Annotated in this window: 23 protein-coding genes and 1 pseudogene; 18 read left to right on the top strand and 6 right to left on the bottom strand. The window is 67.6% G+C overall.

Annotation, left to right across the window (positions count from 1 at the left end):
- Nucleotides 1-64: 64 nt before the first annotated feature.
- Nucleotides 65-970 (top strand): D-2-hydroxyacid dehydrogenase, encoded by a 906-nt coding sequence (locus B0T44_RS05465; protein ID WP_081511647.1) that lies wholly within the window; start codon nucleotides 65-67, stop codon nucleotides 968-970.
- Between the two features lie 28 nt (nucleotides 971-998).
- Nucleotides 999-2396: an amidase gene (locus tag B0T44_RS05460; RefSeq protein ID WP_217697516.1), complete on the top strand. Its 1398-nt coding sequence runs from the start codon at nucleotides 999-1001 to the stop codon at nucleotides 2394-2396.
- Nucleotides 2397-2470: 74 nt separating this feature from the next.
- Here the strand turns inward: B0T44_RS05460 and B0T44_RS05455 are convergent, their stop codons facing one another.
- Nucleotides 2471-2953: a DUF3830 family protein gene (locus tag B0T44_RS05455; protein WP_425436866.1), complete on the bottom strand. Its 483-nt coding sequence runs from the start codon at nucleotides 2951-2953 to the stop codon at nucleotides 2471-2473.
- Nucleotides 2954-3012: 59 nt separating this feature from the next.
- Nucleotides 3013-4254: an aspartate aminotransferase family protein gene (locus B0T44_RS05450; RefSeq protein WP_077118040.1), complete on the bottom strand. Its 1242-nt coding sequence runs from the start codon at nucleotides 4252-4254 to the stop codon at nucleotides 3013-3015.
- Between the two features lie 234 nt (nucleotides 4255-4488).
- Here B0T44_RS05450 and B0T44_RS05445 point away from each other — a divergent pair, with 234 nt between their 5' ends.
- Both B0T44_RS05445 and B0T44_RS05440 read left to right on the top strand, forming a co-directional pair.
- A complete protein-coding gene (locus B0T44_RS05445; RefSeq protein WP_077118167.1) occupies nucleotides 4489-5937 on the top strand; it encodes an NAD-dependent succinate-semialdehyde dehydrogenase in 1449 nt (482 codons plus the stop codon).
- Nucleotides 5934-6998 carry a tartrate dehydrogenase gene (locus B0T44_RS05440; RefSeq protein ID WP_077118038.1) on the top strand — a complete coding sequence of 355 codons (1065 nt, stop codon included), beginning with the start codon at nucleotides 5934-5936 and terminating at the stop codon, nucleotides 6996-6998. The genes B0T44_RS05445 and B0T44_RS05440 overlap by 4 nt, the downstream gene beginning before the upstream one ends.
- A gap of 156 nt (nucleotides 6999-7154) precedes the next feature.
- On the opposite strand, the gene mntR is transcribed toward B0T44_RS05440, so the two are convergent.
- Nucleotides 7155-7934, bottom strand: coding sequence for a manganese-binding transcriptional regulator MntR (gene mntR, locus B0T44_RS05435; protein ID WP_077118036.1), 780 nt, complete (start codon nucleotides 7932-7934; stop codon nucleotides 7155-7157).
- Between the two features lie 133 nt (nucleotides 7935-8067).
- Between mntR and B0T44_RS05430 the strand changes: the two genes are divergently transcribed.
- From B0T44_RS05430 to B0T44_RS05415, 4 genes are all read left to right on the top strand, one after another.
- Nucleotides 8068-9036: a bifunctional riboflavin kinase/FAD synthetase gene (locus B0T44_RS05430; RefSeq protein ID WP_077118034.1), complete on the top strand. Its 969-nt coding sequence runs from the start codon at nucleotides 8068-8070 to the stop codon at nucleotides 9034-9036.
- Nucleotides 9037-9225: 189 nt separating this feature from the next.
- A complete protein-coding gene (gene rpsO / locus B0T44_RS05425) occupies nucleotides 9226-9495 on the top strand; it encodes a 30S ribosomal protein S15 (protein WP_077118032.1) in 270 nt (89 codons plus the stop codon).
- A gap of 723 nt (nucleotides 9496-10218) precedes the next feature.
- The gene (locus tag B0T44_RS05420; protein ID WP_077118030.1) at nucleotides 10219-12513 is read left to right on the top strand and encodes a polyribonucleotide nucleotidyltransferase; all 2295 of its coding nucleotides are present in this window, start codon (nucleotides 10219-10221) and stop codon (nucleotides 12511-12513) included.
- A gap of 98 nt (nucleotides 12514-12611) precedes the next feature.
- A complete protein-coding gene (locus tag B0T44_RS05415) occupies nucleotides 12612-13904 on the top strand; it encodes a M16 family metallopeptidase (protein WP_077118165.1) in 1293 nt (430 codons plus the stop codon).
- Nucleotides 13905-13916: 12 nt separating this feature from the next.
- Here B0T44_RS05415 and B0T44_RS05410 read toward each other — a convergent pair whose 3' ends face one another.
- The gene (locus B0T44_RS05410) at nucleotides 13917-14303 is read right to left on the bottom strand and encodes an ArsR/SmtB family transcription factor (protein ID WP_081511626.1); all 387 of its coding nucleotides are present in this window, start codon (nucleotides 14301-14303) and stop codon (nucleotides 13917-13919) included.
- 94 nt (nucleotides 14304-14397) lie between these two features.
- Here B0T44_RS05410 and B0T44_RS05405 point away from each other — a divergent pair, with 94 nt between their 5' ends.
- Complete coding sequence (locus tag B0T44_RS05405; protein ID WP_077118161.1) at nucleotides 14398-15621, top strand: MFS transporter; 1224 nt, start codon at nucleotides 14398-14400, stop codon at nucleotides 15619-15621.
- On the opposite strand, the gene B0T44_RS05400 is transcribed toward B0T44_RS05405, so the two are convergent.
- Together B0T44_RS05400 and B0T44_RS05395 are read right to left on the bottom strand one after the other, a co-directional pair.
- Nucleotides 15611-16003: a hypothetical protein gene (locus tag B0T44_RS05400; RefSeq protein WP_077118027.1), complete on the bottom strand. Its 393-nt coding sequence runs from the start codon at nucleotides 16001-16003 to the stop codon at nucleotides 15611-15613. The genes B0T44_RS05405 and B0T44_RS05400 overlap by 11 nt on opposite strands.
- Before the next feature lie 286 nt (nucleotides 16004-16289).
- Complete coding sequence (locus tag B0T44_RS05395) at nucleotides 16290-16709, bottom strand: VOC family protein (RefSeq protein ID WP_077118025.1); 420 nt, start codon at nucleotides 16707-16709, stop codon at nucleotides 16290-16292.
- Between the two features lie 152 nt (nucleotides 16710-16861).
- On the opposite strand from B0T44_RS05395, the gene B0T44_RS05390 reads away from it, so the two are divergent.
- The 9 genes and pseudogenes from B0T44_RS05390 to B0T44_RS05350 all read left to right on the top strand — a co-directional run bounded on the left by B0T44_RS05390 (nucleotide 16862) and on the right by B0T44_RS05350 (nucleotide 24651).
- Nucleotides 16862-17965 carry an alcohol dehydrogenase catalytic domain-containing protein gene (locus tag B0T44_RS05390; protein ID WP_077118023.1) on the top strand — a complete coding sequence of 368 codons (1104 nt, stop codon included), beginning with the start codon at nucleotides 16862-16864 and terminating at the stop codon, nucleotides 17963-17965.
- A 260-nt stretch (nucleotides 17966-18225) separates the two neighbouring features.
- The gene (gene dapB / locus B0T44_RS05385) at nucleotides 18226-18978 is read left to right on the top strand and encodes a 4-hydroxy-tetrahydrodipicolinate reductase (RefSeq protein WP_077118021.1); all 753 of its coding nucleotides are present in this window, start codon (nucleotides 18226-18228) and stop codon (nucleotides 18976-18978) included.
- A gap of 53 nt (nucleotides 18979-19031) precedes the next feature.
- Complete coding sequence (locus tag B0T44_RS05380) at nucleotides 19032-19475, top strand: hypothetical protein (protein WP_077118159.1); 444 nt, start codon at nucleotides 19032-19034, stop codon at nucleotides 19473-19475.
- A 134-nt stretch (nucleotides 19476-19609) separates the two neighbouring features.
- Nucleotides 19610-19764: pseudogene (locus B0T44_RS27835) on the top strand (flavodoxin family protein); the annotation flags it as partial.
- Between the two features lie 108 nt (nucleotides 19765-19872).
- The gene (locus tag B0T44_RS05370; protein ID WP_077118157.1) at nucleotides 19873-20283 is read left to right on the top strand and encodes a flavodoxin family protein; all 411 of its coding nucleotides are present in this window, start codon (nucleotides 19873-19875) and stop codon (nucleotides 20281-20283) included.
- Nucleotides 20284-20419: 136 nt separating this feature from the next.
- On the top strand, nucleotides 20420-21115 hold the full coding sequence (locus B0T44_RS05365; protein ID WP_077118019.1) for a response regulator transcription factor: 696 nt from the start codon (nucleotides 20420-20422) through the stop codon (nucleotides 21113-21115).
- Nucleotides 21079-22389 (top strand): ATP-binding protein, encoded by a 1311-nt coding sequence (locus B0T44_RS05360; protein WP_077118017.1) that lies wholly within the window; start codon nucleotides 21079-21081, stop codon nucleotides 22387-22389. The genes B0T44_RS05365 and B0T44_RS05360 overlap by 37 nt, the downstream gene beginning before the upstream one ends.
- Nucleotides 22389-23408, top strand: a complete 1020-nt coding sequence (locus B0T44_RS05355) for a DUF8320 family protein (RefSeq protein WP_077118015.1) — start codon at nucleotides 22389-22391, stop codon at nucleotides 23406-23408. The genes B0T44_RS05360 and B0T44_RS05355 overlap by 1 nt, the downstream gene beginning before the upstream one ends.
- A gap of 34 nt (nucleotides 23409-23442) precedes the next feature.
- Nucleotides 23443-24651 (top strand): winged helix-turn-helix domain-containing protein, encoded by a 1209-nt coding sequence (locus B0T44_RS05350; protein ID WP_077118013.1) that lies wholly within the window; start codon nucleotides 23443-23445, stop codon nucleotides 24649-24651.
- The last annotated feature ends 2 nt before the right edge of the window (nucleotides 24652-24653 follow it).

Genomic DNA, 24653 nt, shown 5'->3' with positions numbered 1-24653 from the left:
CAATGTGGAATCGGGCTCAATTGTCACCGTTCTGCACGATGGCCACGTGCCCGACTCGGGCCTGATGGCGCGGGTGAGCGCTCAGGCCACCGTGCGCTACACCGACGCCGACGGACTCGCCGCTGCCCTGCGTGGCGCGGACGTACTGTTCGTCTACGACTTTCTCACCACCGCCGTCCCCGGCGCCTGGCATGCCGCCGACCGACTGCGCTGGCTGCATGTGGGAGCGACCGGCGTGGACGCCGTCATGTTCCCGGAACTGCGTGCGAGCGATGTGGTGGTCACCAATACCCGCGGCGTTTTCGACGTCCCCATCGCCGAATACGTGCTGGCGCAGATCCTGGCGTTCGCCAAAGACGTGCCGGGGTCGCTGCGCCTGCAGCAGGACCACACCTGGCGGCATCGGGAATCGGAGCGGGTGGCAGGGACCACCGTGCTGATCGTGGGAACCGGATCGATCGGTCGCGCGATCGCCCGGTTACTACGCGCAGTCGGTATGCGGGTCAAGGGTATCGGCAGGCGGACCCGCGGTGACGATACCGATTTCGGAACGGTGAGCGCCGACCTGTATGCCGAATTACCCTGGGCCGATTACGTGGTCGCGGTCCCGCCGCTGACCGAGCAGACCAGGAACATGTTCGACGCCGCCGCGTTCGGCGCGATGAAACCACATGCCAGGTTTGTCAACGTCGGCCGGGGGGAACTCGTGGTTACCGACGATCTGGTCGCTGCGGTGCGTAACGGGTCGATAGCCGGGGCCGCCTTGGATGTGGTGGATCCGGAGCCGCTGCCGGAACATCACCCGCTGTGGGATCTGCCGAATGTGCATATCACTCCGCACAATTCCGGTGATGTCATCGGCTGGCGCAACGAGGTCGTCGCCGCATTCACCGAGAACTTCGACAACTGGACGGCTGGCCGTCCGCTGGACAATGTGGTCGACAAGACGCTGGGGTATGTGCCCGGCTGAAAGGGAGCCAGCTATGAGCTACCCCGACATCAATCGGGTCACCGATCCGGCGGCGATGACCGCGGTGGAATTGGTATCCGCCTACGCCGCGGGCGCGCTGTCGCCGGTCGAGGCGACCGAGGCAGTGCTAGAGGCCATCGCCGAACGTGACGCTGCGCTGGGCGCCTACTGCCTGGTGGACAGCGACCGGGCACTGGTGCAAGCCAAGGACTCCGAGGCGCGCTGGCATTCCGGACACGCGCGCGGCCTACTCGACGGCGTGCCGATCTCCATCAAAGACATCTTCCTCACCGAAGGCTGGCCCACCCGCCGCGGCTCCACCTCTGTGGACCCCAGCGGCCCCTGGCTGGTCGACAGTCCGGTCGTGGCGCGGCTGCGTGAAGACGGCATGGTGATGGTGGGCAAGACCACCACACCGGAGATCGCGTGGAAGGCGGTCACCGACAGCCCACTGACCGGTATCACCCGCAACCCCGCCGACCCGGACACCACCGCAGGCGGTTCCTCCGGCGGCAGCGCGGCCGCCGTCGCGGCCGGGATGGGACCGGTATCGGTGGGCACCGACGGGGGCGGCAGCATCCGCATTCCCGCGTCGTTCTGCGGCATCGTCGGGTTCAAACCCACCCACGGCCGCATCCCGCTCTACCCCGCCAGCCCCTTCGGGCCGCTCGCCCATGCAGGCCCGATGACCCGTACCGTCGAGGACGCGGCGCTGCTGATGGACATCCTGTCGCTGCCCGACCCGCGCGACCCCACCGCCCTCGCGCCCACCGTCACCACCTTCCGCAGCCAGATGCAGCGCGACGTGCGCGGGCTCACCATCGCCTACTCACCGACGCTCGGCTATGTCGACGTCGACCCGGAAGTCGCCGCCATCGTCGATGCGGCGGTACGCAAACTGGACGAGGCCGGCCTGGCTGTCACCGCGGCCGACCCGGGCTTCGGCGATCCCCGCGAGCCCTTCGAACTGCTGTGGGCGGCGGGCGCGGCCACCATGCTGGCGAACTTCCCGCCCGGCACCCGCGATCGCGTCGACCCCGGCCTGCGTGCGGTGTGGGAGTACGGCGAAACCGTCAGCGCCGTCGACTACCTGGAGGCTCGCAATGTCGCCGCCGGCCTCGGCATCACCATGGGTGCCTTCCATACCGCCTACGATCTGCTGGTCACCCCCACGATGCCCATCACCGCCTTCCCGGCGGGCCACGATGTCCCGCCGGGAAGCGATCTCACCAGCTGGCCGCAGTGGACACCGTTCACCTATCCGTTCAACCTCACCCAGCAGCCCGCGATCAGTATCCCCGCCGGAAACACCAGCAGCGGAATGCCGGTCGGCCTGCAAATCATCGGACCGCGCCATTCCGATGACATGGTGCTGGCCGTGGCACGTTACGCGGAAGCGGTGCTGACCTCGCCGCAGGAGCAGTAGTAGACCAACGAGAACCCCGGATCTCGTGCCCGATATCGGCCACGCACGAGATCCGGGGGACGCCTGTTGCCGGGTTATGCGCGGGCGAAGGCGAGGGTTTCGCCTGCCACCCCATGCAACCACAGGGTGTTACAGGCTTCGGCGATATCGGCGAGGCCGTCTTCGATGGTGGCGAAGACGTTGCCCGGCACCCAGCCCATATCGCCGTTGATGAGCAGGTTGTTGCGGCCGTAGAAGATCGCCAGATCGGTGGCGCCCTGGTCATGGTGTGCCGCAGAGCCCGGTTCGTACCCGTAGGCGGGATTGCCTATTTCCCACGGCTCGAAATCGAAGAGGCAGACGTCGCCGGGGATCGGGGTGACGGTGGGATTCTCGCGGTGTGGTGCCGCGCCGATGCGCGGGACCAGGGCATAGACCTCGTTACGGGCGTATTTGGCGTGGAAGGCGTCACCCTCCTGCGGGAGGGCATTCCACACGGCTTCGCAGGTGAGCGGCGCTTCGGCGTCGAGCAGCCTGGCGCGGCAGCTCACGCCGGCCTTGGTGAGGGTGATGGTCATATAGCGGGCCAAGGGGATCTGCTTCCTGGTCGGCGACGGCGTCTGATGTCGGGTACCCGTTACAGCTCGGCGAGCACGTCCGACCAGATACCGAGGGCGTCGTCGACCTGGGTTTCGGTGACGATCAACGGCGGGATCATCCGCACCACGTTCATATAGGCGCCGCAGGTGAGCAGGAGCAGACCCTTACGTGCTGCGAGCTGTTGGGCGGCGGTGGCGGTTGCCCGGTCGGGGCGGCCGTCGGCGGTGGTGAATTCGGCGCCGACGAGCAGGCCGAGTCCGCGCACATCGCCGATGGCTTTGCAGTCGTGTGCCCGCATGCCCGCCAGCAGCTGGGTGCCGCGCTCGGCCGCGTTCTGAACCAGGTTCTCCGATTCGATGACCTGCAAGGTGGCGATGGCGGCCGCGCAGGCGACGGCATTGCCGCCGTATGTGCCGCCCTGGGAACCGGGCCAGACTTTAGCCATCAGTTCACGGGAGGTCGCGATACCGGACAGCGGGAACCCGCTGGCCAAGCCCTTGCCGATGGTGATCACGTCGGGACGGATGTCGAAATGCTGGTGACCGAAGAACTTTCCGGTCCGCCCGAAGCCGGTCTGGATCTCGTCCACGACGAGCAGAATGCCGTGCTCGTCGGCGCGTTCGCGCAGACCGCGGAAAAAGGTGCGGTTGCCGGGGATATAGCCGCCTTCGCCGAGTACCGGTTCGACGATGAACGCTGCGGTTTCGGCGGGGGAGGTGAGGGTGGCGAAGATGTAGTCCAGTTCGCGCAGGGCGAATTCGGTGGCTTCCTCTTCGGTCCAGCCGTAGCGGTAGGCGGTCGGGAACGGCGCGACGTGCACCCCCGACATGAGCGGGCTGAAGCCGGCGGAGAACCGGGTGCCAGAGGTGGTCATGGAGGCGGCGGCGACGGTGCGGCCGTGGAAGCCGCCGTGGAAGACGATCACGTTCGGGCGTCCGGTCGCCTGCCTGGCCAGCCGCAGCGCGGCCTCGACGGCTTCGCTGCCGGAGTTGGCGAAGAACAGTGTGTCCAGGCCGTCGGGGAGCACGGAGCCGAGCTGTTCGGTCAGCTCCAGCAGCGGCTTGTGCATAACGGTCGTGTATTGGCCGTGGATCAGCGTGGCGACCTGGGCTTGGGCAGCGGCAACCACCTGCGGGTGGCAGTGGCCGGTGCTGGTGACGCCGATACCCGCCGTGAAATCGAGGTAGCGGCGGCCGTCGGTGCCGTACAGATAGCAGCCGGAACCGTGGTCGACGGTCACCGGGGTGGCCTGCTTCAGGACGGGGGAAAGCTCGGTCATGGTGATCCGCCTCCCGGACGGGGATCGAATATGTCGAACCCGCGAGCCAATGATTGTCTGTTGTAGGATTGTCGACAATATGCATAACATGGCGTCCGGGGTTGCGGCAACGGTTCCGCGTCGCCGATACGGCGCGCTGCCGCCCGGATGCGCACAGACGCGGCTCGTGACCTCGACTACCGCCCCTGCACGAGCGAGGAGACCGCGCCGATGCTCACCGAACCCAGCCTCGACCTGGCGGAACAGTCCGCGATAGCCACCGTCCCGACCGGCCTGTTCATCGCCGGCCGATGGCGCGCCACCACCGACACCCTCGCCGTACTCGACCCGGCCACCGGCCGAATCCTGTGCCAGGTGGCCGACGCCACCCCGGACGACGGACTGGACGCGCTCGCCGCGGCCGACGCCGCCCAAGCCGAATGGGCGCGCACCCCGGCACGGGAACGCAGCGACCTGCTGATGCGGGCATATCATGCCCTGCTCGACAACACCGAACGCCTCGCCCTGATCATGACCCTGGAAATGGGCAAACCCCTGACCGAGGCCCGCGGCGAAATCGCCTACGCCGCCGAATTTTTCCGCTGGTTCGCCGAGGAGGCGGTACGGCTCGACGGCGGATACATGCCCGCGCCCACCGGAGGCTCACGTTTCCTGGTGGCCAAACAGCCGGTCGGACCGAGCCTGCTCATCACCCCCTGGAACTTCCCGATGGCGATGGGCACCCGCAAGATCGGCCCGGCGCTGGCAGCGGGCTGCACCTGCGTGATCAAACCAGCAGAACAGACGCCGCTGTCGATGCTGGCGCTCGCCGAAATCCTGCGCGAAGCCGGGGTGCCCGACGGTGTCGTCAACGTCGTGACCACCTCCGACCCCGGCGCGGTCACCGAACCCATGATCCTGGATCCGCGCTCCAGGAAACTGTCGTTCACCGGCTCCACCGCGGTCGGTAAAACCCTGCTGCAGCAGTGCGCCCGCACCGTGATGCGGACATCGATGGAACTGGGCGGCAACGCACCGTTCATCGTGTTCGACGACGCCGACCTCGCCGAGGCAGTGGACGGTGCGATGGCGGCGAAGATGCGCAATATCGGCCAGGCATGCACCGCGGCGAACCGGATCTTCGCCCAGCGCGGTATCGCCGACGAATTCGCGCGTCGCCTGGCCGAGCGGATGGCCGCGCTGCCGATGGGGCGCGGCACCGAACCCGGCGTCGTGGTCGGCCCGCTCATCGACAAGGACGCGGTAGCGAAGGTGAGCACTCTCGTCGCCGACGCCCGGCAGCGCGGCGCCCACCTGATCACCGGGGGTGAACCTGTGGACGGGCCCGGCAACTTCTATGCCCCGACCGTGCTCACCGGCGTCCCCGACCAGGCGCAGATGTGCCACACCGAAATCTTCGGCCCGGTCGCGGCGATCGCCGAATTCGACACCGAGGACGAAGTGGTGCGTCGCGCCAACAACACCCCCTACGGTCTGGTGGGATATGTATTCACCGAGAACCTGCGCCGCGGGCTACGGGTGTGCGAAGCGCTGGAGACCGGCATGGTCGGCCTGAACCAGGGTGTGGTGTCGAACCCGGCGGCCCCGTTCGGCGGGGTGAAGGAATCCGGGCTGGGCCGCGAAGGCGGGCTCACCGGTATCGACGAATTCCTCGAAACCAAATACATCGGAGTGAAACTGTGACCGCATATCGCATCGCAACCATTCCCGGCGACGGTATCGGTGTCGACGTCACCGCCGAGGCCGTGCGGGTACTCGACGCGGTACTGCCCGGAATCGCCTGGACCGAATTCGATTGGTCGTGCGAACAGTACCTGCGCACCGGGGCGATGATGCCGTCGGACGGACCGCATCAACTCGCCGGCTTCGACGCTATCCTCCTCGGCGCGGTCGGTTTCCCCGGCGTCCCCGACCACATCTCGCTGTGGGGTCTGCTGATCCCGCTGCGCCGCGCCTTCGGCCAATACGTCAACCTGCGGCCGGTGCGGCTACTGCCCGGCACCACCTCGGCGCTGCGCGGCCGCACCGCCGAAGACCTGGACATCCTCATCGTCCGGGAGAACTCCGAAGGCGAATACTCCGACATCGGCGGAAAACACAACCCCGGCAGGCCCGACGAATTCGTACTGCAACAGTCGGTGTTCACCCGGGTCGGCTGCGAACGCATCATCCGATACGCCTTCGACCGCGCCCGCGAACGCTGCCGTACCCTCTGCTCGGCCACCAAATCCAACGGCCTGATCCACTCCATGCCGTACTGGGACAGCATCGTCGAGGAAATAGCCGCCGACTACCCCGATATCACCGTGCGGCACATGCACATCGACGCACTCGCCGCCGAAATCGTGCTGCACCCTGACCGGCTCGACGTGATCGTCGGCTCCAACCTGTTCGGCGACATCCTCTCCGACCTCGCCGCCGCCGTCACCGGCGGACTCGGCCTCGCCCCCTCCGGCAACATCGACCCCACCCGCACCGCACCGTCCATGTTCGAGGCAGTACACGGCAGCGCCCCCGATATCGCAGGCCAGGGCATCGCCAACCCGGTCGCGCAAATCCTTGCCGGCGCCATGATGCTCGACCAACTGGGGGAGAAGGCAGCCGCTACCGCAGTGGACCGCGCAGTCTGCGACGTCCTCGACAAGGGAGCGACGCTCACACCCGACCTCGGCGGCACCGCCACCACCAGCGACCTGGGCAACGCCATCGCCGACCGCGCCGCCGAACTCGTCGCGAGCACCTGACCCCGACCGGCAACAACACCGACCCCGCCTATCCATCGGAGTATCGGGCGAACGTTTGCGCAGGCGGCTGCCACGGCCTCGGAGCCACTGTCAGCGCACCTGCCGCCAGCCCGGATCGCCGCATCGTGGCAACGACGAGCTGCGGGCATCGCCGGATCAGTGGGTCAACCAGATGGCTTCGGCCGCAGGGCTGCCCAGGTCGGTCGGGGCAGGGTCCCCCTTGCCGATGCGTACGGCGATGGTTCCAGCGAAATCGCGACGCTCCACAACAGTGATCGGGGTATCCAAGGCGATACCGACGGAGTCGAAATAGCGCAGCATGTCCGGATCGGCATCGGAGATACGGGCGACACGACCGGACTCACCTGCCGCGAAATCACTGAGCTGACGGGCAGGCGGCGTGGGCACCGCGCCGTCACCCGACGGGATCGGGTCACCATGCGGGTCGCGATCAGGGAAACCGAGCTTGGCGTCGATCCGCGCCACCAGCAACTCCGAGACAGCGTGCTCGAGGATCTCCGCCTCGTCGTGCACCTCGTCCCAGCTGTAGCCGAGCTCGTTCACCAGGAACGTCTCCAACAGCCGATGCCTGCGCACCATCGCGATCGCCGCCCTGCGACCGTGGTCGGTGAGCGTGATCGACCCATACCTGGCGTGCTCGACCAACCCCTGATCGGCAAGTTTGCGTACCGCCTCCGACACCGTCGACGCCGACACCCCGATCCGCTCGGCCAGCAGCTTCGTCGACACCTTCTCCTGCGACCACTCCTGAGCCGTCCAGATGACCTTCAAATAGTCCTGCGCCACCGACGACAACACCGGCGCCACTGTCTCGGTGCCCACCGAACCGGCGCCGGAGTCGCCGACCGCAGAATCGGTCAGCTCTCTTCGGGTGGCGATATCACGTTTACCGGGCACATCATCGAGCTTAAGCATCCGCGAGCCGAATCACACATCACGCAGGCGACCCCCCGCTACAAGCCACGCAACCGAACCCGCGCAGCATACGTCGCTCCGCATCCCCCAACCCGAATACTGTTCGACACCCGGTTTGCGTAGGCTGCGGATTGTGCAGAGATGGCGAAGTCTCGACGAAATGCCCGCGGACTGGGGGCGGTGTGTACTCACGATCGGCGTATTCGACGGCGTCCACCGGGGGCATGCGCAGCTGATCAGCAGAGCAGTGAAGTCCGCTGCCGCCCGTGGGCTCCCGTCGGTACTGATGACCTTCGACCCGCACCCGATGGAAGTGGTGCGACCCGGCACGCATCCGGCGCAACTCACCACACTCACCCGCCGCGCCGACCTCGCCGAAGAACTCGGCGTCGACGTGTTCTGCGTGATGCCGTTCACCCACGACTTCATGAAACTCACCCCCGCCCGCTACGTACACGACCTGCTGGTCGAACGCCTACACGTCGCCGAAGTCGTGGTCGGCGACAACTTCACCTTCGGCAAAAAAGCCACCGGAACCGTCGAAACCATGCGTGACCTCGGTAAACGCTTCGGATTCGAAGTCGACGCTGTCACCCTGCTCGGCGAACACGCCGTCACCTTCTCCTCCACCTACATCCGGGCCTGCGTCGACGCGGGCGATATGGCCGCAGCCGCCGAAGCACTCGGCAGGCCCCACCGCGTCGAAGGTGTCGTCGTCCACGGCGACGGCCGCGGCCGCAGCCTCGGCTACCCCACCGCCAACATCGCACCGCCCATGCACGCCGCCATCCCCGCCGACGGCGTATACGCAGGCTGGTTCACCGTCCTCGGCCCCGGCCCCACCATCGGCACCGTCACCCCCGGCGAACCCGCGATGGCAGCGATCTCCGTCGGCACCAACCCCACCTTCTCCGGCCGCGCCCGCACCGTCGAGGCATACGTGCTCGACGGCGAAGCCGACCTCTACGGTCAGCACGTAGCCGTCGACTTCGTCGAACACCTGCGCGGTATGCGCAGATTCGATACCCTCGACGAACTGATCGAAGCCATGCACGGCGACGTAGCCAACACCCGCAAAATCCTCGGCGCGGCAGGCGCCTGAACAGCCACCGATTCGGCTCCCCACCCACCCATCCGGTAGGGTGTCACCTCGGGTTTGCTGCGGTCCGCGGTGGCGCCCACCCCCGGTACCGGACAACAACACGGCAACTCTCCAGCCGAATCCCCGGCGCACAATGCCGAACCACCGGGGCCCCCGAGCGCGGAACTGAGACACAGGAGCGGATGCCCCATGGCGCTGACCACCGAACAGAAAAAGGCGATCCTCGCCGAATACGGCCTGCACGAAACCGACACCGGCTCCCCGGAAGCGCAGATCGCGCTGCTGTCGAAGCGCATCGCCGACATCACCGAACACCTGAAGAAGCACAAGCACGACCATCACACCCGCCACGGCCTCATGGGCCTGATCGGTCGCCGCAAGCGCCTCTCGAAGTACCTGCAGGACAAGGACATCGAGCGCTACCGCGCCCTGATCGAACGCCTCGGGCTGCGCCGGTAATTCGGCCGCGCGTTCGGCGCGGCGTGTTCGCGGCCCCTAAGGCTCGCGTTTCAGCTCTCGCGACTCGCGCCTGCGGCGCATGCGCTGCGAGGGCTGAAACGCGAGCCGGGCCGCGAACGGGCTCGTAAGACACGCCCTGGGCGGGCTGGTGGGGCTTGAAGAGGTGGCTTCGGGGGTGGTTCATGCTGGTGGGGCTGCTTGCCTGTTGTTCGTGTACGGCCTGCCTATCGGCTGCAGAGGCGCGGTTGTGGTCCTCACTCGCCTGCTCTTTTCCGCACGCGCGCCCCAGCCCCCTGTTTGTTCCCGGCTGGCGTTTCGGTGGCCACTGAAACGCGAGCCACCAGGGGGCCGCATACCCGCCGTGACGAAGTCGCGGCCAACAAGCCCTGAGCCGGACGCGAACTAAAACAACAGGACGCCTACAATCGGCCCTGTTGGCTACATCGCATGGGGGATGAACTCGTCCTCGTATGCGATAACCGCAACAACAGCCGTATGCACCCGCGCTCGTGGCGTCGGTCTTCGGTAGTGGCTTTTCGGCAGTTCGGATGTGCCGGCGAGCTTCGATCGATGACCGCCTCCGCGTCACCGTGTCCAAGGGGATCCGGCCGGGTGTGCGCGTCGCAGCCACGACGGCTGCCGCGCCCGTGTCAGGTACGGCTGACGCAGCCGGGTTGCGCCTGTCGGCGCTGGACTCGGCGAGACGAGAGGTTGAGAGAGAAGATGTCTGAAACAACTGAACGCGCGACAACATCGGCGATCGAGGTCGAGCCGGGTGTTTTCGAATCTGTCGCACTGATCGACAACGGTAGCTACGGCACGCGCACCATTCGCTTCGAAACGGGCAGGTTGGCCCGGCAGGCGGCCGGTTCCGTGGTGGCCTATCTGGACGACGAGACGATGCTGCTGTCGGCGACGACCGCCGGGAAGCATCCCAAGGATCAGTTCGACTTCTTCCCGCTGACGGTGGACGTCGAGGAGCGGATGTACGCGGCGGGCCGTATCCCGGGCTCGTTCTTCCGCCGTGAGGGCCGCCCGTCCACCGATGCGATCCTGACCTGCCGGCTGATCGACCGGCCGCTGCGTCCGTCGTTCGTCGACGGGTTGCGCAACGAGGTACAGGTCGTGGTGACGGTGCTGAGCCTGGATCCGAAGGATCTGTACGACGTTGTCGCGATCAACGCCGCGTCGGCGTCCACCCAGATCGCGGGCCTGCCGTTCTCCGGGCCGGTGGGCGGTGTGCGGGTCGCGCTGATCAACGACCCGGACAGCGGCAGCTCCACCGGGCAGTGGGTGGCGTTCCCGAACGTCGAGCAGCTAGAGCATGCGGTGTTCGACATGGTGGTGGCAGGCCGGGTCGTCGATTCCGGTGACGTCGCGATCATGATGGTCGAGGCCGAGGCCACCGAGAAGGTCATCGAACTGGTTGCCGGTGGGGCGCAGGCGCCGACGGAAGCTGTGGTGGCCGAGGGCCTGGAAGCGGCCAAGCCGTTCATTGCGCGGTTGTGCAAGGCGCAGCAGGATCTGGCCGAGCTGGCGGCCAAGCCGACCGAGGAGTTCCCGCTGTTCCCGCCGTACGGCCCCGACGTGTACGAGGCCGTGGAGGGCACCGCGAAGCGGGAGCTGGGCGAGGCGCTGAGCATCGCGGGCAAGCAGGAACGCGAAGAGAAGATCGACGAGATCAAGCTCGAGGTGCTGTCGCGGCTGGGTGCGGACTTCGAGGGCCGGGAGAAGGAGATCGGCGCGGCGTTCCGCTCGGTCACCAAGAAGCTGGTTCGCCAGCGCATCCTCACCGACGGGTTCCGTATCGATGGCCGTGGACTGGCCGATATCCGCGCCCTGTCCGCGGAGGTCGCCGTGGTGCCGCGGGCACATGGTTCGGCACTGTTCGAGCGGGGGGAAACCCAGATCCTTGGCGTCACCACCCTCGATATGGTCAAGATGGCGCAGCAGGTCGATTCGCTCGGCCCGGAAACCAGCAAGCGCTATATGCACCACTACAACTTCCCGCCGTTCTCCACTGGCGAGACCGGTCGCGTCGGTTCGCCCAAGCGCCGTGAAATCGGTCATGGTGCGCTGGCCGAGCGGGCACTGATCCCGGTGCTGCCCAGCCAGGAAGAGTTCCCGTACGCGATCCGGCAGGTGTCCGAGGCGCTCGGCTCCAACGGCTCCACCTCGATGGGCTCGGTGTGCGCGTCTACGCTGGCGCTGCTCAACGCCGGTGTGCCGCTGAAGGCTCCGGTGGCCGGTATCGCCATGGGTCTGGTGTCCGACACCGTCACCAACGACGCCGGTGTCGAAGAGGTCCGCTATGTCGCGCTCACCGATATCCTCGGCGCCGAGGACGCGTTCGGTGATATGGACTTCAAGGTCGCGGGCACCCGTGACTTCGTCACTGCGCTGCAGTTGGACACCAAGCTCGACGGGATCCCCTCGCAGGTGCTGGCCGGCGCGCTCGGCCAGGCGCACGACGCCCGCACCACCATCCTGGACGTGATGGCCGAGGCCATCGCCACCCCGGACGAGATGAGCCCGTACGCGCCGCGCGTCACCGCCATCAAGATCCCGGTCGACAAGATTGGTGAGGTGATCGGGCCCAAGGGCAAGGTGATCAACCAGATCACCGAGGAGACCGGCGCGAACATCTCCATCGAGGACGACGGCACCGTCTACATCGGCGCCACCGACGGCCCGTCCGCGCAGGCCGCGATCGACCAGGTCAACGCGATCGCCAACCCGCAGCTGCCGAAGGTCGGCGAACGTTTCCTGGGCACAGTCGTCAAGACAACAGCCTTCGGTGCGTTCGTTTCGCTGCTGCCGGGCCGCGACGGTCTGGTGCACATCTCCAAGCTGGGTAACGGCAAACGCGTCGCCAAGGTCGAGGACGTGGTGAACGTCGGCGACAAGCTGCGGGTGGAGATCGCCGATATCGACAACCGCGGCAAGATCTCGCTGGTCCCGGTCGACGAAAGCGCCGAAGAGCCCGCCACCGATGCGGAAGCCGGCGCGAGCGAGTAGTACTGGTCGGTGTGACGAAGCAGAACACGACGGCCCCCCTGCGCCCGGTCGGGCAGGGGGGCTCGTCTTCGAAGTGGCGGGTCGGCCAGGCGACGGCGATCGACACCGGGGTGCGGCGCACCGTGCTGCCCGGCGGCCTGCGGGTGGTCACCGAGCATCTTCCCGGCGTGCGCTCGGCGTCGATCGGGGTGTGGGTCGGTGTCGGCTCCCGGGACGAGGGCCCGACCGTCGCGGGTGCCGCCCACTTCCTGGAGCACCTGCTGTTCAAGGCGACGCCGACGCGGTCTGCGCTGGATATCGCCGAAACCATGGACGCGGTCGGCGGGGAACTCAACGCGTTCACCGCCAAGGAGCAGACCTGCTACTACGCGCACGTCCTGGACGAGGATCTGCCGCTGGCGGTCGACCTGGTCTCCGATGTGGTGCTCAACGGTCTGTGCCGCTCCGATGACGTGGATGTGGAGCGGCAGGTGGTGCTCGAAGAGATCGCCATGCGCGACGACGACCCCGAAGACCTGGTCGGCGACGCGTTCCTGACCGCGCTGTTCGGCGATCACCCGATCGGGCGGCCGATCATCGGCTCCGTCGAATCCGTCGAAGGGATGCGGGCCGCGCAACTGCGCTCGTTCCACCAACGCCGCTACCGCCCCGACCGGATGGTGGTCGCGGTGGCAGGCAATGTGGAGCATGAGCACACTGTGGAACTGGTGCATCGGGCGTTCGCGAACCGGCTCGACCCGGATGTCACCCCGGCGCCACGCCGGGAAGGCCGGTTCCGGGTGCGCACCGCGCCGCGACTGCACTGGAGTCACCGCGACAGCGAACAGTCGCATCTGGTGTTCGGGGTGCGCGCCTTCGGCAGGCATGAAGGTGAACGGCGCTGGCCGCTGTCGGTGCTCAACACCGTCGTCGGTGGCGGGTTGAGCTCCCGGCTGTTCCAGCGGATCCGGGAAGAGCGCGGGCTGGCGTATTCGGTGTATTCGAGCGTGGACACCTTTGCCGACACCGGCGCGTTCTCGGTGTATATCGGGTGCCAACCGGAGAATCTGGGCGAGGTGGCTACCTTGGCTCGCGAGGTGCTGGAGGATGTGGCCGAAAACGGGATCACCGACGCCGAATGCGCCCGTGCCAAGGGTTCTTTGCGGGGTGGTCTGGTACTCGGGCTGGAGGATTCGGCGTCGCGGATGAACCGCATCGGGCGCAGTGAACTCAGCTACGGCAATCACCGCAGCGTGTCGGAAACCTTGGCTCGGATCGACGCGGTGACCACCGACGAGGTCGCCGCTATCGCCCGCACGCTGATGGCCCGGCCATACGCGGCATCGGTCGCCGGGCCGTACCGGCGTACCAGGGAACTTCCTGCGGCTGTGCGCCGGCTGGTCGATGCCTGACGGGACCGCCGGTTACTGCTGTTGTGCCTGGTTGGCTGCTGCTACGACCGATGGCAGCAGCCCGGGTACCGCCCGGTCGAGTTCTGCGGTGCGTAACCGCTGACAGGGCTGGCCGTCGACGACGAGTCGTTCGATGATGCCCGCCTCGCGCAGGATCTTGAAGTGATGGGTCGCGGTCGATTTGTTGATCGCGTCGTAGAGAGCGGCGCAGCGGACCGCGCTGCCTGCGTTGCTCAATCTACGCACCATCTCGAGGCGCACCGGATCCTGTAGCGCGGCGAGTACCACGGGCAGGGCGGCGACCGGCTGATGCCCGGTGTTGCCTGCCTGCGGCTGCGCGATGCCCGGCTGCGACTCGGGCTCCACGGTGACCGCCTTCGCTGGTGTGGTCTCGGCCATGATCTACCTCACGGATGGTTTGATGAGCATCGAACCTCGCGTTATGGTCATTTCCGGTTCGATCAATATCAAACTTACCGGATCGGGGTTTGCAGTGGCAGTCACACCGACAGCAGCCGTGGACGAACGGCTTACGCAGCAATGGGCGTATGCGCTGGTCCTGGCCGCCTCCGGGGTGGCGCTCGGAGTGTCAGGGGCGCCCGCACCACTGTACGGCGTCTACGAACAGCAGTGGCATCTGTCGCCGTTGACCACCACCGTCGTCTTCGCCGTGTACGCGTTCGCCGCACTGGCCGCGGTGCTCGTCTCCGGCCGGATCTCCGATGTCGTCGGCCGCAAACCTGTCCTGCTCGGCGCATTCGCGATGATGATCGTGGGGCTCGGGTTGTTCGTATTCGCCGATACAGTGCTGATGTTGTTGGCTGCCAGGGCCTTACACGGGATGGCAGTCGGCGCGATCGTGGTGGCGGGCGCGGCGGCGCTGCTGGATCTGCGCCCGCATCACGGGGCGCGCACCGGCCAGCTGACCGGCGTCGCATTCAACGTCGGGATGGCGGTGGCGATCATGGGTTCGGCACTGCTGGCGCAGTACGCTCCGTACCCGCTGCGCACACCGTATGTGGTGATCAGCGTGATCTGCGTGGGTATCGGGGTGGGAGTGCTCGCGTTGCGGGAACCGCATACGGCCCGGGTGGTCGGGCGCATCCGGATCGCGAAACCGGCAGTGCCACGGGAGATCCGGGGTGATTTCTGGTTTTCCGCGATCGGGGTGATGGCGGCCTGGTCGGTGCTCGGGGTGTTGTTGTCGCTGTATCCATCGCTGGCCGCGGCGAAGACCGACGTGCACAACCTGGTCTTCGGCGGTGTCGTCGTTGCCACCACGGCACTGTCAGCGGCGGTGGTGCAGCTGTTCGCGACCGATGTGCCCGCCCGTCGCGCGGCGATCATCGGCGATATCGGTATGGCGGTGGCGCTGCTGCTGACGTTGCCCGCGCTGGGCTCCCACAGCTGGGTTGCGGTGCTGTTGGCCGGGGTGCTGCTCGGTGGAACCTTCGGTCTCGGATTCGGCGGTTCGCTGCGGCATCTGTCGAATGTGGTCCCTCAGCACAAACGCGGCGAGACGATGTCGGCGTACTATCTGCTCGCCTATTCGGCGATGGCACTGCCCACGGTGCTCGCCGGTTGGGCAGCCACCACCTGGGGGTTGGCGACGGTGTTCCCGTGGTTCGTCGGCGCGGTCGCGGTGGCCTGCCTGGCGGCGGCCGGGATCGGGGCGCGGCGCAGCCGTCGGAGCGCGCGGGGAGCAGTCACCGAGTAGCCGCGGGGGTTTCGTGCACGCTACGCCACAACCAACGGTGTTCGGCGTCGGCGACGAGTACCGCGGTCACCCATCGCTGCGTCGAAACCCCTTCGTAGTGATGGGTTTCCAGGAAACGAAGGACGGCGGTGCCGGTATCGCGGACCAGGTCGGTGATATCGGAGATCGTGATCCGCAGGCCCGGTCGTGTGTTGCCTGCGCCGCGCAGCCCGGTGAGCAGCGCGTCGCGGGCCAAAGTCTCTCCCGAGATGGTGACCATCGTGAACAGTGGATGCTGGGCCGCGGCGAACCGGTCGAACACCGCATCAGGCGCCGCCGTTCCGAGCCACGTGGCCAGATCGGTGTGCAGGTCGTGTACGGCGGTATGAGCGTCTGACGGCATACGTTCACCTTATTGCCGAACTGGAGGGCGCGGGTTTTCCCGGCCCGCGCCCTCCGCTTCTCACCAGACCACCCAAGGCCGCAGCCACCGCGGTGATTCGCAGGATGCGTACGTCCGCAGCGAAGGTGGTAGGTAGGCAGACCGCGTGTAGCCCGTACGAACGTGAAAGGTGCACCTCAAAGCGCCCGGTCGGAGTGATTGTGGTGGTTCGCGGGATGCCTACGTCCGCAGCGAAGGCGGTAGGCAGGCAGACCGCGTGTAGCCGTACGAACGCGAAAGGTATACCTCAAAGCGCATGGCCGGAGCGAATGCGGAGGTACGCCCAACCGCCGTAGGGGACGGTGATCAATTCCATGAAATGGCCTGCGGGGTCCAGAAAATAGACGCCGCGACCACCGTCGTTGTGGTTGATCCCTGGTGTGTGCCGCCGCGGGTCGGCCCAATGGTCCAGGCGATATCGCTGGATCTTGGCGTAGGCCGCGTCGAATTCGTCTTCCGAGACCAGGAAGGCGTAGTGCTGGGGCTGGATTTCGGTGATGTGCGGCGGAACGTTCGCGAAATCGAACGTGACGCCATTACTGGTCTGGATCGGAATGAACGGACCCGCTGGGGTTCCGATATCCAACCCGAGGATGTCGGCCCAGAATTCGGCGGACACCCTGTTGTCACGACAACCGACAATGGTGTGATTCAACTGTATGGACAGTGGAGATACTCCTCGAATCGTGGCGGTCCCGACCCCGGGCTCGGTACAAGGCGGCCAACGGGAGCACCGTCACGGCAGAAAACTTTAGCTGTGCCGCGCACCGGTGCCAAGACCCTGTTTCGGATCCGACCGATGGGCATAACGTGGCGGTCATGAGGATTCGTGGAGCCGTGCTGGAGCGGATCGCGGCGCAGGCGCCGTTCGCCGATTCGGCGCCGATCACCGTCGGAGAACTCGATCTCGCCGAACCGGGGCCAGGGGAACTGCTGGTCCGGATCGAAGCGGCGGGGCTGTGCCATTCGGACCTGTCGGTGGTCGACGGCAACCGGGTGCGCCCGGTGCCGATGCTGCTCGGACACGAGGCCGCAGGCCGGGTGGAGAAAGCAGGCCCCGGTGCCGATCTGGATATCGGGCAACGGGTGGTGATGACCTTCCTGCCCCGGTGCGGTGTATGCGCAGGATGTGCGTCGGGTGGGCGGATGCCCTGTATTCCCGGCAGCGCCGCCAACAATGCGGGTGAACTGCTGGGCGGCGGGCGCAGGCTGCACCGCGACGGAGCCGAAGTGCACCACCATCTGGGAGTGTCGGCGTTCGCGACGCACGCTGTGGTGGACCAGCGCTCGGTCGTTCCGGTGGACGACGACGTCGCGCCCGAGGTCGCGGCGGTACTCGGCTGCGCGGTGCTGACCGGGGGTGGAGCGCTGCTGAATTCGGCGAAACCGGTCGCCTCGGATCGGGTCATGGTGGTCGGCCTCGGCGGTGTCGGCATGGCCGCGGTACTGGTGGCTGTTTCCCTCGGCGTGCGGGAGGTGATCGCCGTCGACACTGTCGCCGCCAAACTCGCCCTGGCCACCGAACTCGGCGCTCACGCCGCCTATACCCCGGCCGAAGTGGCCGAGCAAGGGGTTCAGGCGGAGATCGTTGTCGAAGCCGCGGGCAATGTGCGCGCCTTCGAAACAGCCGTGTCGGCGACCGCGCCGGGCGGCACCACGGTCACCGTCGGTCTACCTGCCCCCGACGCCCGCGCGAGTATCTCCCCGCTGGGCCTGGTCGCGCAGGGGCGCTCGATCATCGGGAGCTACCTCGGCTCCGCGGTGCCCTCGCGCGATATCCCCGAGTATGTGCGGCTGTGGCGGGAAGGGCGGCTGCCGGTAGAGAAGCTGGTGACGGCGCGGATCGGACTCACCGATATCAATCGGGCGATGGACGAACTCGCGGCGGGGCATGCGCTGCGGCAGGTGATCGTCTTCGACTGAGGGGCCGCACTGCGCGAACTGCCGGACGCACCTGTACCCACGGTTCAGCCGCCAGTTGCGGGCTCTGGCCGCGGTGTGCTGAAGATGTGGGTCACATACTCCCGTCGCACTGCCTCGGAATGCCCCGCCGCTCACCGCGGCCATCGGATATCCGCTGTACCGCCACCCAGCAGGGGCAAGCGAGGTCGGCGTGCTGGTGGGGACAGGCCGGACAGTAGGCTCGGCACCGAGGAGTCCGACGAGGAGTAGGGAGAGACAAGGTGACCGCACCGATCCGGGTCGGGGTGCTCGGCGCGCAGGGCAAAGTCGGGACGGCGATCTGCGCGGCGGTGACGGCCGCCGACGATCTGGAGCTGGTCGCCACCGTCGACAAGGACGACCCGCTGAGCCGGTTCACCGACACCGGCACGCAGGTCGTGGTCGACTTCACCCACCCCGATGTGGTGATGGGCAATCTGAAGTTCCTGGTCGAGCACGGTATCCACGCCGTGGTCGGGACCACCGGGTTCGACGACGCCCGGCTCGCCGAGGTACGCGGCTGGCTGGCGGCGCGCCCGGAGACCGGTGTGCTGATCGCGCCGAACTTCGCCATCGGCGCGGTGCTGTCCATGCGGTTCGCCGAGCAGGCGGCACGGTTCTTCGAATCGGTCGAGGTGATCGAGCTGCACCATCCGAACAAGGCCGATGCGCCGTCGGGCACCGCATACCGCACCGCCGGCCTGATCGCGCAAGCCCGCGCCTGCGCCGGGGTAGGCACGAGCCCGGACGCCACCAGCACCGAACTCGACGGCGCACGCGGCGCCGATGTGGACGGGGTGCGGGTGCATTCGGTGCGGCTGGCCGGGCTGGTCGCCCACCAGGAGGTGCTGCTCGGCACCCAGGGCGAAACGCTCACCATCCGCCACGATTCGATCGACCGGTCGTCCTTCGCGCCCGGGGTGCTGCTTGCGGTGCGGCAGATCGGAGATCGTCCCGGGCTGACCGTGGGACTCGACCCACTGCTGGACCTGTGAACACCTCGCGATCCGACGCCGGGCCGGACCGGGAAGTCGTCAAGATCGTCTCGATGTTCGGGGCGCTGGTGCTGGCGCTGATCTTCTACTTTCTGCTGCTCGGCCGGATCGCGGTCGCCCTGATCACCTCTGGCGACCCGGCCGCGATCGGCATCGGCATCGGGGTGCTGATCCTGCCGCTGCTGGGGGCGTGGATGGTGGTGTCGATGGTGCGTTCCGCATTGGCCCACCAGCATCTGGCCCGCCGCATGCACGACGAGGACCGGGAGCTGGACGTCTCGCAGCTACCGCGCCGTCCGTCGGGGCGCATCGAACGCGACGCCGCCGACGAACTGTTCCTCACCGTGAAACAGGAGTGGGAGGCCGACCCCGATAATTGGCAGGTCAACTACCGGCTGGCACGTGCCTACGACTATGCGGGCGACCGTGGCCGGGCCCGCGCTACGATGCGCCGGGCCGTGGAGCTGGAGAAGCACGAACGGCGTAGCGGACAATAATCCGTTACCCGACCACGGATATCGGCGGTCCCCGGCCTGCGGATACCGCGGGATACGCCGGTGTGGGCCGTTACGCTCGTCGGTGCGCCCGGTTGCTGATCGTTCATCACACGCCCTCGCCGCCTACGTAGGAGTTGCTCGAGGCGGTCCTGCTCGGTGCCCCGACTCCGTTATCGGAGATGCGAGGTGATTTCGCTGCGCCGCCTTGGCGGTGGCCCCCACCGATATGCTGTCAGCCGACGGTTATCTGCTCGGCACACCGGCGAACCTCGGCCACATGTCCGGCGCCTCGAACATAATTTGTCGAGTTACCGGGTACTAGATCGACTCACCCGCGTACTGGGAGGTCCACCGCGTGCCACGCTTGCTGATCATCCATCACACGCCGTCGCCGTTCATGCAGGCGATGTTCGAGGCCGCGGTGTCCGGCGCGACCGACCCGGACATCGAGGGCGTGGAGGTCGTATGCCGGGCGGCGCTGGCCGTGTCGCCGACCGACGTGCTGGAGGCGGATGGGTACCTGCTCGGTACCCCGGCCAACCTCGGATACATGAGCGGCGGCCTCAAGCACGCATTCGATGTCATCTACTACCCCTGCCTCGATTCGACGCGCGGACGGCCGTTCGGCCTCTACCTGCACGGCAACGAGGGCACCGAAGGCGCGGAGCGGGGCGTCACCTCCATCACGACCGGGCTGGGGTGGGTGAAGGCCGCTGACTATGTGGTGGTGTCGGGCAAACCGACCAAGGGCGACATCGAAGCATGCTGGGAACTCGGCGCGACTGTGGCGGCGCAGCTGATGGAATGAACGACATGGGCAGCGGCCGTCATTCGACTCCCCCGATTATTGGTGGCTGACCGGCACCCGGTCGGAGCGGGCATACTGCTGGGGACGGTTTCGCGGTGGGAATGCTGATCGAATTGCTCGGGATGGGAGTGGCGAGGTGACGGGTGCCGAAGGTGTCGTGCGCACACCCCGGCTGGTCGGTCTGGTCGAGGACCACGAATCAGTGGCGATCGGATTGGCGGCGATGCTTGCGCCGCAACCGGACCTGGAGCTGGTGGCGACCGCAGGGACGGTAGCGGAGCTGTTGGCCGATCCGGCCTGCGCCGAGCACGGCCCCGGACTGGACCTGGTGGTGCTCGATCTGCGGCTCGCCGACGGATCCGCACCCGAGGACAATGTGCGTGCGCTGCGCGACCGCGGTATCGAGGTGCTGGTCTTCACCGGCGCCGACAACGCCTTCCTGGTGCGTTCGGCCGCGCGCGCCGGTGTACTGGGGGTGGTGCGTAAATCCGAGGACGTGGCGACCGTGGTGGCCGCCGTCCGGCGCGCCGCATCCGGTGAACAGGTGGTGACCACCGACTGGGCGGCCGCCATCGACGGCGACCCGCAGCTGTCCAGCGTCGGGCTGAGCCCCCGCCAGGAAGAGGTGCTCACCCTGTACGCATCCGGGGAGAAGGCGTCGCGGGTGGCGCGGCTGACCGGCCTGTCCGAGCAGACCGTCAACGACTATCTGGGCAGGATCAGGCAGAAATACGCCGACGCCGGGCGGCCCGCGCCGACCAAGACCGACCTGTACAAGCGGGCGGTGGAAGACGGATGGCTGCCGGTTCCCGAGCGGCGCCGGGACCGGTGACGGCGACGGCGACGCGGAGCCCCGATACCGCCTTCCTGGGCCGGTTCCGCGCTGGAAGCTGGGGTCGCGGTCTGCTCGCGGTATCCGGGCAGGCGGTGGACGAAGGCGCCTCCGATCGGATCCTGCGCCGGATCGGGTTATCGATCGGCCTGGCCGGGGTGATCGCGGCCGTAATGGAACTGCCCGAGATCGCTGCCCAGAGCAGATCCGTGCCACTGCACTGGTCGGTTATCGCGGTGATCCTGGCGTTCGGGCTGTTCCCGGTGCTTGCCCTGGTATCGCTGGGCTCGAGCAGACAGGTCATCCAACGGGTGTCCGGTGCGGCCGCGATCAGCTTCTTCGCCGCGATGGTGGTGCTCATGATCGTGTATGCGGCGCCGGAGGAGCATTCGTCGTCGGTGTGGGTGTACCGGGTGCTCGCACTCGGTGTGCTCGCCGCGGCGCTGGCCTGGCCCACCGGCCTCGCGATCGCCTATCTGGTCCTCGGGTCCGCGCTCGCCGCGCTGGCGAATATGTTCGTACTGCCGGATGTTTCGGCGTTCACCACGGCCGGTGATTTCGCCAGGACGGCGGGGCTGTGTGCCCTGTTCCTGTGGTGCCTGGTCTACGCGCGCGCCGCAGCGGCCCGCGTCGATCACGAATCGCAGGTGGCGAGCAGTCGTGCCGCCGCAGTCGCCGGCGCCGCCGCCCGCGACCGGGAACGTGCCCGGTTCGCCGCGTTGATCCACGACGCAGTGCTGTCGACCCTGTTGGACGCCTCCCGCGCAGGCACCGAATCCCCTGTGCTGCGTCGTCAAGCGGAACGGACCCTCGAACAGCTAGAGGCCGCCCGCGGCGGCGCAGCAGAACCCGACCTGCTGGACGCGCAATCGGCCATCGGATTCCTGCGGTCGGCGGTCACCGAGGTGAACCCGGGTATCGAGGTCACCGCGCACCGCCAGGCCGGTGTCGACGATCTGCGGTTGCCGGTGCAGGCCGCGAGCACCATCGCTGCCGCGCTCGCCGAGGCGGCCCGCAACAGCCTGCGTCACGCCGCGGTTCCCGGTCGCGAGGTGCGCCGCCAGGTGACGGTGACGGTGAGCGCGGGCGGTCTGCGGGTGGTGTTCCGCGACGACGGCGCCGGTTTCGACCAGAGCCGGGTGCCCGGCGACCGGCTCGGTATCTCGGTCAGCATCCTCGGTCGGATGCGTCAACTCGCCGGCGGTGCGGGGTTCGTGGAATCGCAGCCGGGTGAGGGAACGACGGTGACGCTGATGTGGGGTGGCGAAGGCTGATGGCTGATATCACCGGCGATATCGAACTGCGTGATCTGCTCGGTTTGCGTGGCCGGGGCGCGGGGCTGTTCCTGCTCGTCCTGGAACTGACCATCGGGCTGTACATGCTGCGCACCTTCACCGATGCGTCGGTGGCACCCGCCGCAGCGGGACTGGTGCTGCTGCTGGTCGCGGGCCTGACCGTGCTGGTGGTGCCGGGTGATCCGCTCCCGCGGGCTGCCACCGCCTACGTTGCGGTCTCGGGGCCGGTGGCGATCGCGTTGACCACCGTCGATTTTCAGACCGACGGTTCGAAGCAGGTGTGGGCGGCGTTCGCATCCTCCTATGTGCTCGCCGTGCTGGTGCTGCGGGGCCGGATGGGCGCGGCCTGGCTCGGGGTGGCTGCGGCAGCGGTGGTCGTCGCGGTGCTCGGTGGGATGGCCGGGCTCCCGGTCGGGGTGCTCGCGGGCGCCGTCGTCCCGGTGGCGACCGTCGCAGGCGTCTCGGTGTGCGCGCTGATCATGCGCCCCACCCAGCGTTCCCTGCGGTTACTACGCGAGGAGGCGACCATGCGCGCCGCCGCGGAGGCCAGCATGGCCGCCGAGAACGGGGAACGGGAACGGCAACTGGCCCGGCTGGACAAGGTGGCCCGCCCCATCCTGGCGCGCATCGCCGACGGTGCGGAACTGTCGGCGGCCGAACGCGAACAGTGCAGGCTGCTCGAGGCCGAACTGCGGGATGGGTTGCGGGCGCCGCAGCTGGTCACCGATCAGCTCAGCAGTGCCGCCCGCGGCGCCCGGTCCCGGGGTGTGGAGGTGGTGCTGCTCGACGACGGCGGTTTCGCCGAGGTACCGCGTTGGGTGCGCCAGCGGGTGATCGAGGCCGCGACACGGGAATTGGACGCCGCCAACACCGGGTCGGTGACGGTGCGGGTGCTGCCCACCGGGCGGCGTGTTCTCGCCACAGTGCTGGCCAACGCCCCGGATCGGGCCCGGCGCACCGAAATAGACGCCACCGGGGCGGTGCGGGTCTCGACCTGAAATATGTCGGACCGGCGTGGCATGGTGTTCGACCATGCGCAGGATGAGTGCGGCGGCCGCGCGGCGGACCGCCTTGGCCGCACAGGGATTCGGTAAACCGGTACCGCAGCGCGTCACCCGGCGCACCGTGCTCGGTGTGCTGGACCGGACACAGTTGCTGCAACTGGATTCGGTGTCGGCTGTGGTTCGGGCGCATTATGCGCCCGTATTCAGTCGGATCGGCGGCTACGACCGCTCATTGCTCGACGATGCCGCCTGGGCCCTGCACACCAATGGCACCCGCCGTCCCCGCGCGCTGGTGGAGTACTGGGCGCACGAAGCCGCGCTCATCCCGGTCGAGGATTGGCCGCTGATGCGCTGGCGGATGCATCGTTACCGGTACGGCCGATGGTCCGGAATGCGTGCAGCGGTGGAACGCAACCCCACACTGGGTAAGGACATCCTCGACGTCATCTCCGAATCCGGGCCGCTGTCGGCGGGCCAGGTGGAGCGGCATCTGGAACTGGACAAACCACGGCCGAAAGGTTCCTGGTGGAACCTGAGCGACACCAAACTGGTCTGCGAACAGCTCTTCGCCGCCGGTGAGCTCTCCGCCGCCGCCCGGGTCGGTTTCACCCGGCATTACGATCTGACCGAGCGGGTGATCCCCGCATCGATACTGGCCCGCGACATCGGTGAAACCGATGCGGTGCGCGAACTGGTCCGCCGCGCCGCCACCGCCCTCGGTGTGGCCACCGAACCCGATCTGCGCGACTACTACCGGCTGCACCGCAGCCAGACCGAACCGGCCATCGCCGATCTGGTCGACGCCGGAGAGTTGATCCCTGTCGAGGTCGCAGGCTGGGGCGCCCCCGGCTATCTGCGCGCGGGCGCGGTGACGCCGCGCCGGATCACCGGGGCGGCGCTGCTGTGCCCGTTCGACCCGCTGATATTTTTCCGCGCTCGCACCGAACGGATTTTCGATTTCCGCTACCGCCTCGAGATCTACACTCCCGAGCACAAGCGGGTGCACGGATACTACGTTTTCCCCTTCTTGCTCGACGGCGAGCTGGTGGGCCGAGTCGACCTGCGCGCCGAGCGCGGTGCGGGCCGGTTGCTCGCCCCCGCCGCGTTCGCCGAACCTGGTCACCGCACACCCGCCACCGCCGCAGCACTGCGGACGGCGCTGCGTGAGCTGGCCGACTGGCTCGAACTCGACGAGGTCGTCATCGGTGACCGTGGCGACCTGGCCGAGCTGCTCTGAGC

The organism is Nocardia donostiensis (assembly GCF_002081715.1).
Lineage (GTDB): Bacteria > Actinomycetota > Actinomycetes > Mycobacteriales > Mycobacteriaceae > Nocardia > Nocardia donostiensis.
Note: the sequence above shows the minus strand (reverse complement) of the source record. Positions and strands in the feature narration are given on the sequence as shown.

Bases quoted from the DNA above. Each gene is read 5' to 3' on its own strand.
- B0T44_RS05465 (WP_081511647.1), top strand. From the start codon at position 65: ATGGCGCGGGTGAGCGCTCAGGCCACCGTGCGCTACACCGACGCCGAC.
- B0T44_RS05410 (WP_081511626.1), bottom strand. From the start codon at position 14,303: ATGGCCGAGACCACACCAGCGAAGGCGGTCACCGTGGAGCCCGAGTCG.
- B0T44_RS05450 (WP_077118040.1), bottom strand. From the start codon at position 4,254: ATGACCGAGCTTTCCCCCGTCCTGAAGCAGGCCACCCCGGTGACCGTC.
- mntR (WP_077118036.1), bottom strand. From the start codon at position 7,934: ATGCTTAAGCTCGATGATGTGCCCGGTAAACGTGATATCGCCACCCGA.
- B0T44_RS05355 (WP_077118015.1), top strand. From the start codon at position 22,389: ATGGCTGATATCACCGGCGATATCGAACTGCGTGATCTGCTCGGTTTG.
- B0T44_RS05370 (WP_077118157.1), top strand. From the start codon at position 19,873: ATGCAGGCGATGTTCGAGGCCGCGGTGTCCGGCGCGACCGACCCGGAC.
- B0T44_RS05380 (WP_077118159.1), top strand. From the start codon at position 19,032: ATGTTCGGGGCGCTGGTGCTGGCGCTGATCTTCTACTTTCTGCTGCTC.
- B0T44_RS05400 (WP_077118027.1), bottom strand. From the start codon at position 16,003: ATGCCGTCAGACGCTCATACCGCCGTACACGACCTGCACACCGATCTG.
- B0T44_RS05455 (WP_425436866.1), bottom strand. From the start codon at position 2,953: ATGACCATCACCCTCACCAAGGCCGGCGTGAGCTGCCGCGCCAGGCTG.
- B0T44_RS05420 (WP_077118030.1), top strand. From the start codon at position 10,219: ATGTCTGAAACAACTGAACGCGCGACAACATCGGCGATCGAGGTCGAG.
- B0T44_RS05390 (WP_077118023.1), top strand. From the start codon at position 16,862: ATGAGGATTCGTGGAGCCGTGCTGGAGCGGATCGCGGCGCAGGCGCCG.
- rpsO (WP_077118032.1), top strand. From the start codon at position 9,226: ATGGCGCTGACCACCGAACAGAAAAAGGCGATCCTCGCCGAATACGGC.
- B0T44_RS05350 (WP_077118013.1), top strand. From the start codon at position 23,443: ATGCGCAGGATGAGTGCGGCGGCCGCGCGGCGGACCGCCTTGGCCGCA.
- B0T44_RS05360 (WP_077118017.1), top strand. From the start codon at position 21,079: ATGGCTGCCGGTTCCCGAGCGGCGCCGGGACCGGTGACGGCGACGGCG.